The organism is Methylobacillus draconifructus (genome assembly GCF_045984355.1).
In the GTDB taxonomy this organism is placed as follows: domain Bacteria; phylum Pseudomonadota; class Gammaproteobacteria; order Burkholderiales; family Methylophilaceae; genus Methylobacillus; species Methylobacillus flagellatus_A.
This window is the reverse complement of record NZ_JBJQII010000001.1, coordinates 578264-592394: the sequence shown is the minus strand read 5'-3', so window position 1 is coordinate 592394 and position 14131 is coordinate 578264. Positions and strand designations below refer to the sequence as shown.

Annotated in this window: 8 protein-coding genes; all 8 read right to left on the bottom strand. The window is 58.8% G+C overall.

What is annotated here, in order from left to right; genetic code table 11:
- Nucleotides 1-10 precede the first annotated feature (10 nt).
- The 8 genes from ACJSDX_RS02750 to ACJSDX_RS02715 all read right to left on the bottom strand — a co-directional run bounded on the left by ACJSDX_RS02750 (nucleotide 11) and on the right by ACJSDX_RS02715 (nucleotide 14090).
- Complete coding sequence (locus ACJSDX_RS02750; protein ID WP_407993383.1) at nucleotides 11-1963, bottom strand: amylosucrase; 1953 nt, start codon at nucleotides 1961-1963, stop codon at nucleotides 11-13.
- 31 nt (nucleotides 1964-1994) lie between these two features.
- On the bottom strand, nucleotides 1995-4172 hold the full coding sequence (locus tag ACJSDX_RS02745; RefSeq protein ID WP_407993382.1) for an HAD-IIB family hydrolase: 2178 nt from the start codon (nucleotides 4170-4172) through the stop codon (nucleotides 1995-1997).
- Complete coding sequence (locus tag ACJSDX_RS02740) at nucleotides 4169-5104, bottom strand: carbohydrate kinase family protein (RefSeq protein ID WP_407993381.1); 936 nt, start codon at nucleotides 5102-5104, stop codon at nucleotides 4169-4171. The genes ACJSDX_RS02745 and ACJSDX_RS02740 overlap by 4 nt, the downstream gene beginning before the upstream one ends.
- A gap of 163 nt (nucleotides 5105-5267) precedes the next feature.
- Nucleotides 5268-6281, bottom strand: a complete 1014-nt coding sequence (locus ACJSDX_RS02735; RefSeq protein WP_407993380.1) for a T6SS phospholipase effector Tle1-like catalytic domain-containing protein — start codon at nucleotides 6279-6281, stop codon at nucleotides 5268-5270.
- A gap of 168 nt (nucleotides 6282-6449) precedes the next feature.
- Nucleotides 6450-9518 carry a type I restriction endonuclease subunit R gene (locus ACJSDX_RS02730; protein ID WP_407993379.1) on the bottom strand — a complete coding sequence of 1023 codons (3069 nt, stop codon included), beginning with the start codon at nucleotides 9516-9518 and terminating at the stop codon, nucleotides 6450-6452.
- Nucleotides 9519-9529: 11 nt separating this feature from the next.
- Nucleotides 9530-10828 carry a restriction endonuclease subunit S gene (locus tag ACJSDX_RS02725; protein WP_407993378.1) on the bottom strand — a complete coding sequence of 433 codons (1299 nt, stop codon included), beginning with the start codon at nucleotides 10826-10828 and terminating at the stop codon, nucleotides 9530-9532.
- Entirely contained in the window at nucleotides 10825-11907 is a 1083-nt protein-coding gene (locus ACJSDX_RS02720; RefSeq protein ID WP_407993377.1) for a virulence RhuM family protein, read from the bottom strand. Before ACJSDX_RS02720 ends, ACJSDX_RS02725 begins: the two co-directional genes overlap by 4 nt.
- The gene (locus ACJSDX_RS02715; RefSeq protein ID WP_407993376.1) at nucleotides 11904-14090 is read right to left on the bottom strand and encodes a type I restriction-modification system subunit M; all 2187 of its coding nucleotides are present in this window, start codon (nucleotides 14088-14090) and stop codon (nucleotides 11904-11906) included. The genes ACJSDX_RS02720 and ACJSDX_RS02715 overlap by 4 nt, the downstream gene beginning before the upstream one ends.
- Nucleotides 14091-14131: the final 41 nt, after the last annotated feature.

Genomic DNA, 14131 nt, shown 5'->3' with positions numbered 1-14131 from the left:
CTTTTCTGGGTTAGAGCTGTAGCCAATAAAAGCCGAGCGGCGGGATTTCCAAGGTGCCGCTCCTGGTGGAGAGGGATTTCCCGCTATAGAGATCCTTGGCCTCGCGGCGCTCGAACAGGTTGACCGCCTCGAGCTCCCTGAGGTTCATGGTTTGCGGCGAGACGTCGAAATTGGCGGTCACGAGCACGCGCGAGTGCAAGCCGCGCGATGTGAAGCGCAGGAAGGTGAACAGGTGCGGGTTGCTGATCTCGAATATCTCGCGGTTGTTGAGGTCGGCAAAAGCGGGAATTTGCTTGCGTACGGCCAGTATTCTCTGGATGGCGGTAAAGATGCGGTTTTCCACCGTACCCGGCTCATGGCGGCGCGCCGCCTTGTTCCAGTCCAGGGCGGGGCGATGCACCCAGCGGCTGTCGTGGTGCTTGTTCTCGTCGTCCAGGTAGGTGTTGTCGTTGAGGGTGCCGATCGAGTCCCCGTAGTAGAGCAAGGGAATGCCGCCAAACGAGGCGATCAAGCTATGCAGCAGGATGATGGTACGGATACTGGCGTCAATGGCATGCTCGTCGTTTTGCAGCAATGCGGTTTCCAGCCCCGCCAGCGAGGCCAGCGAGCCCGAGATGCGCGCGTCGCCGGTCTTGGGGTTGACGCCGAAGGCGACGCCGGTGGCCGTGGAGCCCGGGTAGGCGCCGGTATAGTAGTCGACCAGGAAGCGGCGGTGCGCTTGCGGATCGTAGCCCGAGGCGCGGATGTCGTTGTCGTCGAACCCCAGGCCGATGTCGTCATGACAGCGCACGTAGTTGAGCCAGGTGGCGCTGTCGAGCTTGGTGGGCAGGCTGCGCAGCCCGCGGTTGAGCAGCAAGGTCTTCTTGGTGGCGACGGCTTCCCACAACAACGCCATATAGGTCGCGTTGTAGGCGATCTCGCATTCCTTGGCGTTGACCGCATCCTCGCCGAAATACTTGATGATCTCCAGCGGGGCGACAATGGCCTCGGCGATGAATAAGGTGCCCGGCGCGGTGACCTGGCAGCAGTCCTTCATGAGCTGCAGAATGAGGTGCGCTTCGCGCTCGTTCTGGCTGGCGCTGCCGATCTTCTTCCAGAGGAAGGCTACTGCGTCGAGGCGCACCACGTCCGCGCCATGGTTGGCCCAGAACAGGATGATGTCGATCATCTCGATGAAGACAGCGGGGTTCTTGTAGTTGAGGTCCCACTGGAAATTGTTGAACACCGTCATCACCCAGCGGCCCATCTTGTCGTTCCAGGTGAAATTGCCGGGCGCGGTTTCGGGGAATACCTCGGGCATGGTCTGCTCGAAGAGGTCGGGGATTTTCCGGTCCGAATAGGTGTAGTAGTACTCCTGGTATTTCTTGTTGCCTTTCTGCGCTTTCAGCGCCCATTCGTGTTCATCAGAGGTATGGTTCACCACGACGTCGAGCACCAGCAGCATGTCGCGGCTGCGCATGTCGGCGCTCAGGGCGTCGAGGTCGTCCAGCGTGCCGTATTTCTCGTCGATCTTGCGGAAGTCGCGCACGGCATAGCCGCCGTCGTTGCGTCCCTTGGGACCGTCGAGGATGGGCATGATATGGACCAGGTTGATGCCCAGTTCCTGCAGGTAATCCAGTTTCTCGTGCATGCCTTTCAGGCTTTGCGCGTATTCCTGGCAATAGAGGGCGTATCCCGCGAGTTTCTGGCTCAGGAACCAGTCATGATCCTTCTCGCGCGCCAGGTCGCGCTGGCGGAATTCCTGGGGACGGTTGACGTATTGCTTCGCCATGACGGCCACCAGCTTGTGCATTTGCAGGCGGAAATCGCGCCGGTCGCCATAGAGCTGGTGGAACAAGGAATGGATGGCGTAGAAATTGGCCCCCAGGCGGATGTAGAAGTGCTTGAGGTCTTCACATCCTACCTTGGGGTCGAGGCCGATCAGGATATCGTTCAGCAACGAGTGGGAAACTTGTTCATACATGCCGGTTCACTTTCTTGCGGTGACGATGATGCTAGTGCTCGTTAACGGGAATGGGCTCGATTTCATCGAAGCGGTAATGGGCGATGCCCTCGAGGATGCCGGCGGCATAGCGTCCCTGGGCGAAATAGACTTGCTCCATGCCGCGCAGCTCGTCCAGCTCTTCGCTGTGGTTGCCGACCACCACGCCCAGCGTGTCGCCCACCAGCATTTCGTGGTCGTTGCCCGAATCCCCGGCCACCAGGAAGTGCCGGACCGGCACGCCCCATTTATAAGCCAGATAGCGGATGGCATGGCCCTTGGAAGCGCGGATGGGCAACAGGTCGAGGAACTCGTTGTGCGAATAGATCAATTGCGCGAATAATTGCTGGTCGCGCAGGCGGCGGTTGATTTCCTCGACCGGCAGCATCTTGTCCGGGTCCGCGATGTAGCTGAGCTTGAACTCCCGCTGGTTCTCCTGGGATTGCAGCGTCAATCCCGGGAAATCCTTCATGGCTTCCTCCAGCGCGTCGCGGCGCCATTTGTGGCGGATATGGTTGGCCCAGCCGGTATCGGGGATCAGGCGCGCGCCGTAGTGGATCTCGCTGCCGACGGAGGTGATCAGCACTTCCGGGACGGGGACCTGCCATTGCTTGAGGATATCGACCGCGCTATCGATGGTGCGGCCCGTGGCGATGCCGAAGGCAAACTTGCCCTTGCGCTCCTTGAGCCAGTTCACCAATTGGCGCAGCGAGCGTCTGTCGCCCAGCAAGGTGTTGTCGATGTCGCTGATCAGCGCGGAATTGACCAGCGGCATGTAGGCCTTGCCCGAATCCAGCGTGATGACCAACTGGCGGCGCCAGCGCTTGCGGTCTCGCCGCAACACGTGGCGCACCTGCTTCATGTAGGTGTTCACATGGGCCGGCCAGTTGTAGTGGCGCCTGATGCCCGCCAGGCCGTTCTTGGCCCAGGTGCGCCAGCGCTTCTTGTCCGACAGCACTTCCTGCAGGGCCTCGGCGATTGCGCCACTCTCCAATGTGTTGGCGAGCAGGCCGCTGCGGCAGTTCTGCACGATGTCGCGCGGGCCGCCATCGTCCGGCGCGACAAACGGCAGGCCGCTGGCGGCGGCCTCGATCAGCGTGAGGCCGAACGGCTCGGTGAGGGCCGCGTTGACAAAGACCCCGCGGCGGCGCGCCGCGAGGCGGTAAAGCTCGGGGATATCGTCCTGGGATACGTGCTTGGGGATGGCGACCTTGCCCCAGAGGTCGTAGCGGTCGATATCCAGCAGCAGCTCCTGCATGACTTGCTGTTGCGACTCTTCCAGGTTGCGGATGTCGTCGCGGGTGCCCGCCACGATCAGCAGGTTGGCTTGTTGCCGCAGTTCCATGCTTTCGCCAAAGGCGGCGACCAGGCCCTTGAGGTTCTTGCGTACCTCCGGACGGCAAATGGTCAGGATCAGCGGTTTGTCGGGATCGGAAAAAAAGCGGTCCATATTCTCCTGTAATTCCGAAGCGATTTTCCTGCGGCCGGGCGGCGAGAAGCGCGTGGTGTCGGTACCGGGCGGAATGACACGGAAGCGCTGGTGGTCGAAGTGGCGATACAGGCTGTATTGCTCGTCGATCTCCTGCTGCGTGCTGGTGATGATCATGGAAGCGTGTTCCAGCACGGCTTCCTCCGCGGCAATCCGGCGCTCGAAATTGAACTGGCGCTCTATGCTGGATGCCTTGCGGCCCGAGGCAAGCAGGCGCTCGCGCTTGGAGTGGCCGAGAGAGTGCCCGGTATGCACCTGCGGGATGCCGAGCAGCAAGGATAATTGTTGCCCGACATAACCCGCATCGGCGTAGTGGGTATGCAGCAGGTCGGGCAGCCGTCCGCCCTGGTTGCGCAGGAAGTGCAGGCACTGGTCCACCATTTGGTCCAGGTGCGGCCACAGGGATTCCTTGCGCAGGTAACGCTTGGGGCCGCAAGGCAGGCGGACGATACGGGCATTCTGCTCGAGCTGCTCTTCAGGGATGTTGTAGTCCGCCGGCAGGCTGTCGTCATCGATGCGGCGCGTGAGCAGGTCGACTTTTTCCACCATCGGGTGCTTGCTCAGCGCGCGAGCGAGCTCGACCACATAGGTGATCTGGCCACCGGTGTCGGCATCGCGGCCCAGCTCCAGGTTTTCCGAGCGGATCAGCCCGTGCATGCTGATCATCAGGATATAGATAGGACGTTCGTCGGGCGCGCTCATAGTTGCCATTCCTTCTTGTATGGCGCATAAAACTCCATCGAGGACGGCGCCGCCCCGCGTACTCCGCACAGCGCGGCGGCAAACTGGTTGGCGCGCGCGAGGGTCACGTCGGCAGGCCAGCCCTTGAGTATGCCGAGGATAAAGGCCGAGGCGAACGCATCGCCGGCGCCCACCGTATCGACAAAGGTCTTGGGCGGCTCGGTGCCGTCGACGGTGATGACCTGCCCGGCCCCATCCATTAACCATCCACCGTGTTCGCCTTCCGTCACTAGGAGCAGGTCGAGATTGAAGCGCTTGATCAGCGCGGCAGCATGTTCATGCGGCGTGCGTCCAGGCAGCCGCAGCATTTTCACCAGGGTAGCCAGTTCCTCGTTGTTGAGCTTGACGAGGTCGGCGCGCAGCAGGGAACGGCGCACCGTATGCTTGTCGTACCAAGGGTCGCGCAGGTTGATGTCGAGGAAGCGCGGGCTGGTGCCGTAGTTGAGGAAGTTATCTACGGCTAGGCGCGATTCCATATTGCGCTGGGCCAGGGTGCCGAAATACACCAGGTCGGGCTTGGTCGCCATGGTCACCATATGCGTCACCCCGGCATGGATGTAGTCATATGCCTGGGAAGGCAGGATCTCGAATTGATGCCCTTTGGGGGAGAGGCGGACCTTGACTTGCCCGGTCGGGTTGAGCGGGTCGACCTGCACGCCGCTGGTATCCATGCCGAGGCGCTGCATTTCGTCCAGCAGCTCGCGCCCGAGGTCATCCTGGCCAATGCGGGTGATCATGACGGGATGCAGGCCGAAGGCCTGCAGGTGGCGGGCTACATTGAACGGTGCGCCGCCCAGCACGCTTCCGTCGGGGAAGACATCGGCGAGCACCTCGCCGAAAATGGCAACCGCATGGCCGTTGTTTTTCTTGAAGTCGCGTTGAGGTAATGCCACTGCTGCTCCTTTATTTATTATGTAGAGCGGCTGACAAAACTATCGGTCGCATTGCCTTTATGCCGTTGACGATTGGCTAGCTAGGCTGACAGGCTGAGTTTTGTGAGTCGCTTGTTCTGAGCGCAAGGCGTTTTCACGCGCGGCAAGCGGTTAGCGTATTGAATCAGACCACGGCTATCCTGCTCCAGTCGCCGCCCGCTCCATCGAGCAGCCGCGCAAGGGCCTTGCTCTTGCTACGGTAGTTGTCTGTATTGGCTTCCCAGCGTTGCTTGACCGACTTGTGAACTGGCCCAGAGATGGTACGGACATGCTCTTCGCGGGCCAGGTAGATACCTTTGCGCTCATTGTGTTGCTGGTCATGTGCATCAGGTTGGATGGCATTCTTGAGGTGAGGTTCAAAAATTAGTCCGCTTTGTTCCGCTTCCGCGATCATCCACTGGGCCGCGCAATAGCTTAAACCGGGCTGGGGATAGCCGCCGCCGATATCGGAATGCACACCTGCGAACCAGACCTGTTTCAAGTCCAGCCCAGGTTTCTCGCTCCATAATGTCGGCTCGAAATCCTTGCGATTTTCATCAATCGACACGGCATGGCGGGCGTGCAGGATGATCTTGCTGGGCTCGGTATCGTGGAACAGGAATTCGCGCTCGCCCAGCGTGCCCCAGAACGGGATGGGGATGCCAAGCGCTCCCACTGTATCCCAGACGCCGACGAATTCGATATGGGTGATATCCGCCACGGCGTAGGCCTGGCGGAATGCGGTGGCTTCCGGCGCGCCTGGGCCGCTGTTGCGCGAGCGCTTGCGGTAGAGCTTGTAGGCTTCGCCGATGCGGCCCGCATGCTCCCGCCTGAGCAAGCCGCTGTTGCGGATGAAGCCCGCCAGCGAACGCACGGTGTAGGCGCCGCGGCTGAAGCCGAAGAAATACAGCTCATCGCCGGGATCGTAGTTGTGCACGATGAAGCGGTAGCAATCCATGATGTTCTTGTCTATCCCGGCGCCGGTGATGCCTGCGGTGATCTTGTTCCCGTCAGACCCTATGCCCCAGTCGTAGAACGCCACCTGCTCTGTGCCGCCCGTGTTCGGGCTGACCGCCTGCGCCATATGCAGCACGTTGGTGGGTTGGGATTGCTCGGGCGAATTCCAGGTGCCGTCGGCAAAGATCGCGATCCTTTTCATGGTTGCTCCCTGTTGTCAGTTAATAAATGTGCAGCGCGTTTTCCTTTTTTTATATTCAACTCAAAATACTAAATATTATGAGGATATGACATTGTGTTGCAGCAGCACGAGCCGAAGTCGGTAAACATAAGAAATTCAGGGGCGCTGTTGCTGAGCAGTTTTTTTCTGTTATTTCCCTGCAACCTCTCGCGCACGCCGGAAGATTTCGAATGCCAGATGCTCGTGGGCAGCCGAACGGAAAGCCTTGTCGGTCATGATGCGCGAGAAGATTTCCTCGTTGCCTTCCATCCGGTCGATGAACAACTCATCCAGTGCACGTTCCAGATAGGATGAGAAATCCCCCAGATTGTTGGCACGAGCAGCCTCGATGATCTGTTCGTTGCCCTCCGCCGTGGCGCGAATCTGGTCGAAGAACAATTGGTCGGCCTCATTGAAGTCGGTGCCGAAACGTTCATTGAGCTTGTCTACCAGGCTCGACAAAGTCACCGGCTCCTCAGCCACACGCAAGGTGCCCACATCGGTCGGCCCCTTCAACATATCCGCATAACCTTTGCTTAGTTCGATAGAGCCTTCGGTCATCTGCTGCAGCCGGAAGTAGCGCAAAGCCACCTCGTCATCCAGCACGAATACTTGCCCGTCACCCGGGGGTGGCAGCTTGGCGATCAGGTTGCGCACGAAGGCGTACAGCTTTTCAAGCTCGCTGTCCTGATAGGGAATGATCTGCGAGAGGAAGGCGTACAGATTCCGGTAGGCGGTGAGCTGCCCGCGGAATTCCTCCTGCTCGTGTGCCTCGCGTTCGCGGAAACGTTGCACCACCAGATCCAGCAAGGCATTCATCGCACGGTGGTCGCTGGCCGAGTGCTCACGCTTGGGCCGGTACCAAACCTCGGCAAAGGCGTCCACATCGGCAGGCGCGAAGATGGCCCATTCCAGCAGTTTGTGCTGCAACTCGGAGAGCCGATGTGGATCGGCATTCTCACCAATGGGCGTTGCTTCGTAGTAGGGCTTGAACGCCTTGTAAATATCGTCTTCCTCGTTGGCGAAATCCAGCACGAAGGTGCGCGCCTTGCCCGGCGCCATGCGGTTGAGGCGCGAGAGGGTCTGCACCGCCTGCACACCGGCCAGCTTCTTCACCACATACATGGTCTGCAGCAGCGGCTGATCGAAGCCGGTCTGGTACTTCTCGGCGACCAGCAGCACGCGGTAGTCGTCACGTTCGAAGGTCTCGGGCAGTTCGCTTTCGGCCAGCCCATCATTCATGGACACTTCGGTCCACGATGCACCAGGATTTTCCGGGTCTTCCACCGTGCCTGAAAAGGCCACCAGCGAGCGGATGCCGGTGTAGCCGTTGTCCTTGATGTAGCGATCGAACGCCAGCTTGTACTTGACGGCTGCCAGCCGTGAGCCGGTGACCACCATCGCTTTGGCCCGCCCGCCAAGCTCGTGCATCACGTAAAGCCGGAAATGCTCCACGATCACTGACACCACCTGCTCGATGTTGACCGGGTGCAATTCCAGGTAGCGGGTCAGCGCCTTGGCAGCTTTCTTGCGTGGAACTTCCGGGTCGTTCTCCACCTGTTTGATGAGGCCGAAGAAGCGCTTGTAGGTCGTGTAGTTCTGCAAGACGTCCATGATGAAGCCTTCTTCGATGGCCTGCCGCATGGTGTATTCGTGGAACGGTGAGGTACCCGACGGTCCCGGTTCGTCGAACAATACTTTGGTCTTGAACTTCGGCGTGGCGGTAAAGGCGAAGAACGACAGGTTCGGCTGACGTGCACGCTTGAGCGCATCGCGCAGTAGCGCCGCCCTAGCCTCGGCAGACAGATCGTCGTCCTCCTCGTCCGACATCTGCGCGGCAATCGCGGCCTCGATGCCGTCCCGGTTCAGCATGCCGCGCAGTGCGGTTGCTGTCTCGCCGCTTTGTGAAGAGTGCGCCTCGTCCACGATCACGGCAAAGCGCTTGCCTGCCGTGTCGATCTTCACGCCTGCGCCCTTGCTCTCGAGCGTGGAGAGCGCCTGCGAGATGAAAGGGAACTTCTGGATGGTGGTGATGATGATCGGCGTGCCTTGCGACAAGGCGCGTACCAGTTGCTGCGTATCCTCGTCGATCTTCTCCACCACACCGGTCTTGTGCTCAAACTGGTAGATGGTGTTCTGCAACTGCTGGTCGAGTACGCGCCGGTCGGTGACCACCACCACCGAGTGGAATACTTTCTGGTCTTGGGCATCGTGCAGGCTGGCGAGCCGGTGCGCCAGCCAGGCAATGGAGTTGGATTTGCCCGAACCTGCCGAATGCTGCACGAGGTAATTGCGCCCCGCGCCATTCGCACGCGCGTGGGAAACGAGTTTGCGCACTGCATCGAGTTGGTGGTAGCGCGGGAAAATCATCGTTTCCTTGCGGATGGTGCGCGCACCCTTGTCGGTCTTGACCTGCCGCTCCTTCACCTCCAGATGCATAAAGCGTTGCAGGATGTCGAGCAGGCTGTCGGTCTGCAATACCTCATCCCACAGGTAATGGGTTTTCCAGTTGCCCTCCACGGGCGGATTGCCCGCGCCGTGGTTGTGGCCCCGGTTGAAGGGCAGGAATACCGTCTCCTTGCCTTTCAAGCGCGTGCTCATCCACACCTCGTCCGGGTCCAGCGCGAAATGCACCAGGGCGCGTTTCTTGAAGGCGAACAGCAGATCGCGTTCGTCGCGTGCCTCGCAGTACTGGCGCATCGCATCCGCCGCGCGCTGACCGGTCAGCGGGTTTTTCAATTCCGCCGTCACTACCGGCAAGCCGTTCAGGCTCAGCGTCACGTCGATGATGCAGCGGCGATTCTTGCCATCAGCGTTCTTCATCACCGAGGTGAAAGATACTTGCCGTGTAATGGTCAGCCGATTGGCAGCATACAGCGTGGCCGCCTCCGGGTTCATGCCCGAGTTGGGGCGGAAATACGCCAGCCGGAAGGTCTTGCCGTAGCACTTGAAGCCGTGGCGCAGCACGTGCAGCGTGCCCTTGACCTCCAGTTCCTTGGCAAGGCTGTCGAGCACTGTGGCTTCGGTCTTGGTACCGAGCAGCGCTTCGAGCTGCGCCCATCTCGTGGGTTGGCTGTCTTGCAGGAAGCCGGCCACGTCATCGGGAAACAGCGCCAGCGATTCATCGTAATCAGTGGGCAAGCGCTTGGCATAGCCGCCTGTGCCGATCAGTCCGGCTTCGATGGCGGTCTCAAAATCGTGTTCGGTGTGGCCGGACATCGGCAAGCTCCTTATCCATTGAGTTCCGGGAGTTGGCCGGTAATAGCACTAGTGATGAGGGCGGCCCGGTACTCAAGAAGTAATTTAAGGCTTTGCTGAACCTTGTCGGCCCGGCCATTTTCGTACTCAATATTTTGATCTATGTACTGAGTAATCGATATTTGATCAGGAACTGGTGGAACAATAAGAGGGAATAGGCCGAGAATTTCTTCGTTTAGATTTGCCATTGTTGCCCCAACGCTATTTAGGGAAAACCATTCCTGCGAAAAATTTGAACCGAGTAATATCTCAATAAACCTAGGCAAAATGATATTTGTGTCAGGAGTAACAACAATGCATCCTGTCCCACAAAGCCAACCATCCTGCTCCTCTACAACAAGTGCACAGCGACCCATTTCACCGCGTCTGGCAAAAATAATGTCATTAATTCTCATGCTGTACGCTGCGAGTCGCTTAGCCGTTTCGTTTGTTATGGTGTTGTGAATATTTTGAATAATTTTCCCATCCGAGATATCACTTGGATTAATGACAGGAATTTCGTTTTCGACGAATTCATCTGATCTCAGTTGAGCACCAAACGGTCCTGTTTTTATTCGATGGGTGATCCAACGTAGATTGGTTATATTCCAATGCGCCGGAATATCGCCTAGCCAGTCGATACCGGAGGGCTTCATGGGGGCATCGGGGTTCAGGCCCTTGGTGACGGCGCGGGTGATGAGGGCTTGGCGCTTTTCGGCCAGCCGATCCAGAAGTGCGCGCTTCTTTTCAATCAGCCCGTCGATTTGGGCGGTCTTTTCATCCAGAAATCTTGCAATGCGTTGCTGTATCTGGATATCTGGAATATTGACCCGAGTATCTAAATAGCTACCCAAGTCTAAATTTTGTATGCCAGTGCTTTGCTTGATATGTGGGTAGGTGCCACGTCCGACATAAATTGCCAGCATCAGGTAGTTGAGATAGCCAGAATCAACTCCTTTCGCAGGACGGCAGCGAGCAAGGAAGTTGGAACAGACACTAGGGCGATCATCTCCGAACAACACCGTCCGACCAACGAGCTGCTTTTCACCACCGCCCGATTTCTCCATGACAAGATCACCAGGGCGTAACGCAATTTTGTCGAGCACCTCTGATTCAATTGTTCGCAATGTCCGCTCACCATCATTCAAGCGGCCTGACTGCCCATTAAAATCAGCTGCACGGATGCAAACAACATCATTCTCTCCGTCAGGCTCACTGCCCCATGCGCCGTTTTTACAGCTTTCAAAGGCCCATTTCAGCCGTTGCCTTTGTTCTTCTTGTGCAAAAATCACGACTTTCTCCCATTCTTTGATGCCTTTCGGACACCACTTGCTGGTTTGCGCCTTGACTTGACGGCTTCCGCTGCACTGCGTAAATCATCCAGATACTGGGCCTCCGCTGCTCGTTCGGCTTCGAGTCTCCGCCGCTCGGCGAAGGCGTCGTACTGATCTTCAGCCCAGTCCAGCGCCTGCTGGCGGCTGACCTTGCCGGCGTGGTCCAGCACTGGCAGTTCGGTATCGCGCAGGAACTTGTCGAGAAAGCCATCCCAGTCGGCCAAGCGGATGTCCTGCCGGCGCATGGCACGGAACTCGGCCTGATCCAGGAACATCACGGTGATGCGGTTGAGGGTGTCGATTTCCTGTGCATCCAGGTAGTTCTTCGCCGTGCCCACGTCCTTCTTGAGCACGTGGCTGCCCTTCCAGGTGTTGACGCCCATGTTGGGTTTGGAGGCATCGGCACGCTTGCGGATGATTTCCGCCGCGGTCAGGCCGGTGGCGGCGTAGTGCATCTTGTTCTGCATGGTGGCGAAGAAGCGCTGGGTCGCTTGATCGCCCTCGCGGTAGTCCACCGCCAGCTTGAAAATTTCACGGATGCGCTGATAGACCCGAGCCTCGCTGGCGCGTATTTCGCGGATTCGGGCCAGCAGCTCATCAAAATAATCCGTGGGGCTGGCATTGCCCTTGAGCCGCTCGTCATCCAGCACAAAGCCCTTGGTCAGGTACTCGCCCAGGCGCGCGGTGGCCCACTGGCGGAACTCGGTGCCGCGCGCGGAGCGCACGCGATAGCCGACGGCGAGAATGGCTTCCAGCCGGTAGTGCTTCGTGCTGCGGGAGACGGTTCGTCCGCCCTCTTGGCGAACTTGTAAGTACGGCTTACAGGTTGCCGCCTCCTCCAGTTCGCCTTCGGCGTAGATGGCCTTGAGGTGCTGGGTGATGTTCTGCGGCGTGGTCTGGTAAAGCTCGGCAATCTGGGCCTGGGTCAGCCAGACTGTTTCACCGGCCAGCAGCACACGGATGCCTCCCGCTTTGCCTCCGGCCGGATAAATCAGCAGTTCGCCTTGCGTGGCAGGAACAATCTCCCTCTTGCTCATGCCAGCAGTCCTCTGAGCAAATTGGCAATCTCGCCTTCCAGTTGCCGGATGTCAGCCTCGATCTCTGGCAAGGGGCGCGGCGGCTTGTAGACGTAGAAATACCGGTTGATCGGAATTTCGTAACCGACCTTGGTCTTATCGTAATCGACCCAGGCATCCGGCACATGGGGCAGCACTTCCTTCGCCATGTAGGCGTCGATCACATCGCGAAAAGTCTCGATCAACCGGTCATTGGGCTTGTCCGGGCCAAAGTCCATCGGCAGTGGGAGTATGGTGCCTGCAGGCAGCGGAATGTTCTCGGTGTCGCGCAGTTCGCTGTCCGGCTCCGGCCTGCCCTTGGCGTCACGGCAGATCTCAGCCTCCGGGTCGCGCTCGCCCAGTGCGGCGAAGATGGCCTTCTTGATGGGGCCCGCCAGTTTCACCCCAGCGGCTTTGGCGGCTCTGTCCAGATCGGCTTCGAACGCCTTGCGATCCCTATAGCGGCCTTTGGCCTCCAGTCTGGCCAGCAGGTTGCGGATGGCGTCTTGCTGCTCGCGGCCTTCCTCGATCTCGCGTGCGGCGGCCTGGTCGTCTTTGCGCTTCTTGGAGGTCGCCAGGTTGGCGAAGGTGGATTGCGCGTCCAGCCTCGCAATGCGCTCGGCGCTGGCCTCGAAGTTCATGCGCAGAGGGCGTTCCACCGTCACCTTGAGGAAACCGAACTCGCGGTTCTCGAAGATGCGGGAGACGACGCGGGTTTCCTTCTCTCCAGTCTTGTGATCAATCACGACCTCTGCCGTCTCGCCATCCCGGAAATTGCCGTAGAGGCGAGTCAGTTCGCGTATCTGATCTTCGGTGATTTCGTGGCGCTTGTTGTTGAGGCTTTTCTTCATGCGCTGACAAAACCGTGTGCCGTCGATCAACTGCACCTTGCCGCGCCGCTCGGGCGCCTTGCGGTTGGTGACCAGCCAGACATAGGTGTAGATGCCGGTGTTATAGAACAGTTGATCAGGCAGAGCGACGATGGCATCGAGCCAATCATTCTCGATAATCCAGCGGCGGATATTCGATGGCCCCGATCCTGCATCGCCAGAGAATAGCGGCGAGCCGTTGAAGACGATGGCGATCTTGGAGCCGACAGCGTTTTCATCCCCGGCCGTGTAGGGATGCATCTTGGCGATCATGTGTTGCAGGAACAGCAACGAACCGTCGTTGATGGCGGGCAACCCGGCGCCGAAACGGCCGGAGAAACCCATTTCCCTGTGTTCGCGTTCAACGAACGTCTTCTGATCCTTCCATTCCACCCCAAACGGTGGATTGGCCAGCATGTAGTGGAATTTCTCGCCTTCGAAGCCGTCGCGGGTTTTGCCGTCGCCCAAGGTATCACCGAGCACGATGCTGCTGGTGTCCTCGTCCTTGATCAGCATGTCCGAGCAGCAGATGGCCCAGGATTCGTCGTTGTATTCCTGACCGTAGAGTCGCAGGTTAGCGCTGCTGTTCTGATCCAGAATGAACTTTTCCGATTCCGACAACATGCCGCCGGTACCGCAGGCCGGATCGTAGATGGTGCGGAAGATGCCCGGGGTGTAGACGTCCTTCTCACCCGTATAGACGAGATTCGCCATCAGGCGGATGACTTCACGCGGAGTGAAATGATCGCCCGCTTCTTCGTTGGCCTGTTCGTTGAAGCGCATCACCAGATGCTCGAACAGGTAGCCCATTTGCAGGTTGTCAATGCGGTCAGGATGCAGGTCCACATCGGCCATAGCCTTGACGATGGTGAACAGCCGGTTGCTGGCATCGAGCTTTTCGATCTGGTCGGTGAACTTGAACCGCTCGAAGATGGTTCTCGCCGTGGGGGAGAAGCCGTTGATGTAGGAGACGAGGTTCGGTGCAATATTCTCCGAGTCGCCCAGCAACCGCTCGAAGGTGAATGGACTGGTGTTGTAGAGCGGATGATTGCGGTGGGGGTCCGCTGCGCGGCCAAGCAAGCGCTCCATCGCACTTTCCGGCATGTTCTGTGCCGTCAGCTTTTCGTATTGTTTGAGTACCTTGTCCTTGGTTGGCTCCAGCACGCAATCCAGGCGGCGCAACACCACCATCGGCAACATGACCAGACGATATTGAGGTGGCCGGTAGGGGCCGCGCAGTCGGTTGGCGATCTCCCAGATGGTGCTTTTCAGTGCTTCGTGTGTATGGACATTCATCAAAAATCTTCTTGTTCCAAAATACATAAGTTCGCTAGCAC

Bases quoted from the DNA above. Each gene is read 5' to 3' on its own strand.
- ACJSDX_RS02750 (WP_407993383.1), bottom strand. From the start codon at position 1,963: ATGTATGAACAAGTTTCCCACTCGTTGCTGAACGATATCCTGATCGGC.
- ACJSDX_RS02745 (WP_407993382.1), bottom strand. From the start codon at position 4,172: ATGAGCGCGCCCGACGAACGTCCTATCTATATCCTGATGATCAGCATG.
- ACJSDX_RS02735 (WP_407993380.1), bottom strand. From the start codon at position 6,281: ATGAAAAGGATCGCGATCTTTGCCGACGGCACCTGGAATTCGCCCGAG.
- ACJSDX_RS02730 (WP_407993379.1), bottom strand. From the start codon at position 9,518: ATGTCCGGCCACACCGAACACGATTTTGAGACCGCCATCGAAGCCGGA.
- ACJSDX_RS02720 (WP_407993377.1), bottom strand. From the start codon at position 11,907: ATGAGCAAGAGGGAGATTGTTCCTGCCACGCAAGGCGAACTGCTGATT.
- ACJSDX_RS02715 (WP_407993376.1), bottom strand. From the start codon at position 14,090: ATGAATGTCCATACACACGAAGCACTGAAAAGCACCATCTGGGAGATC.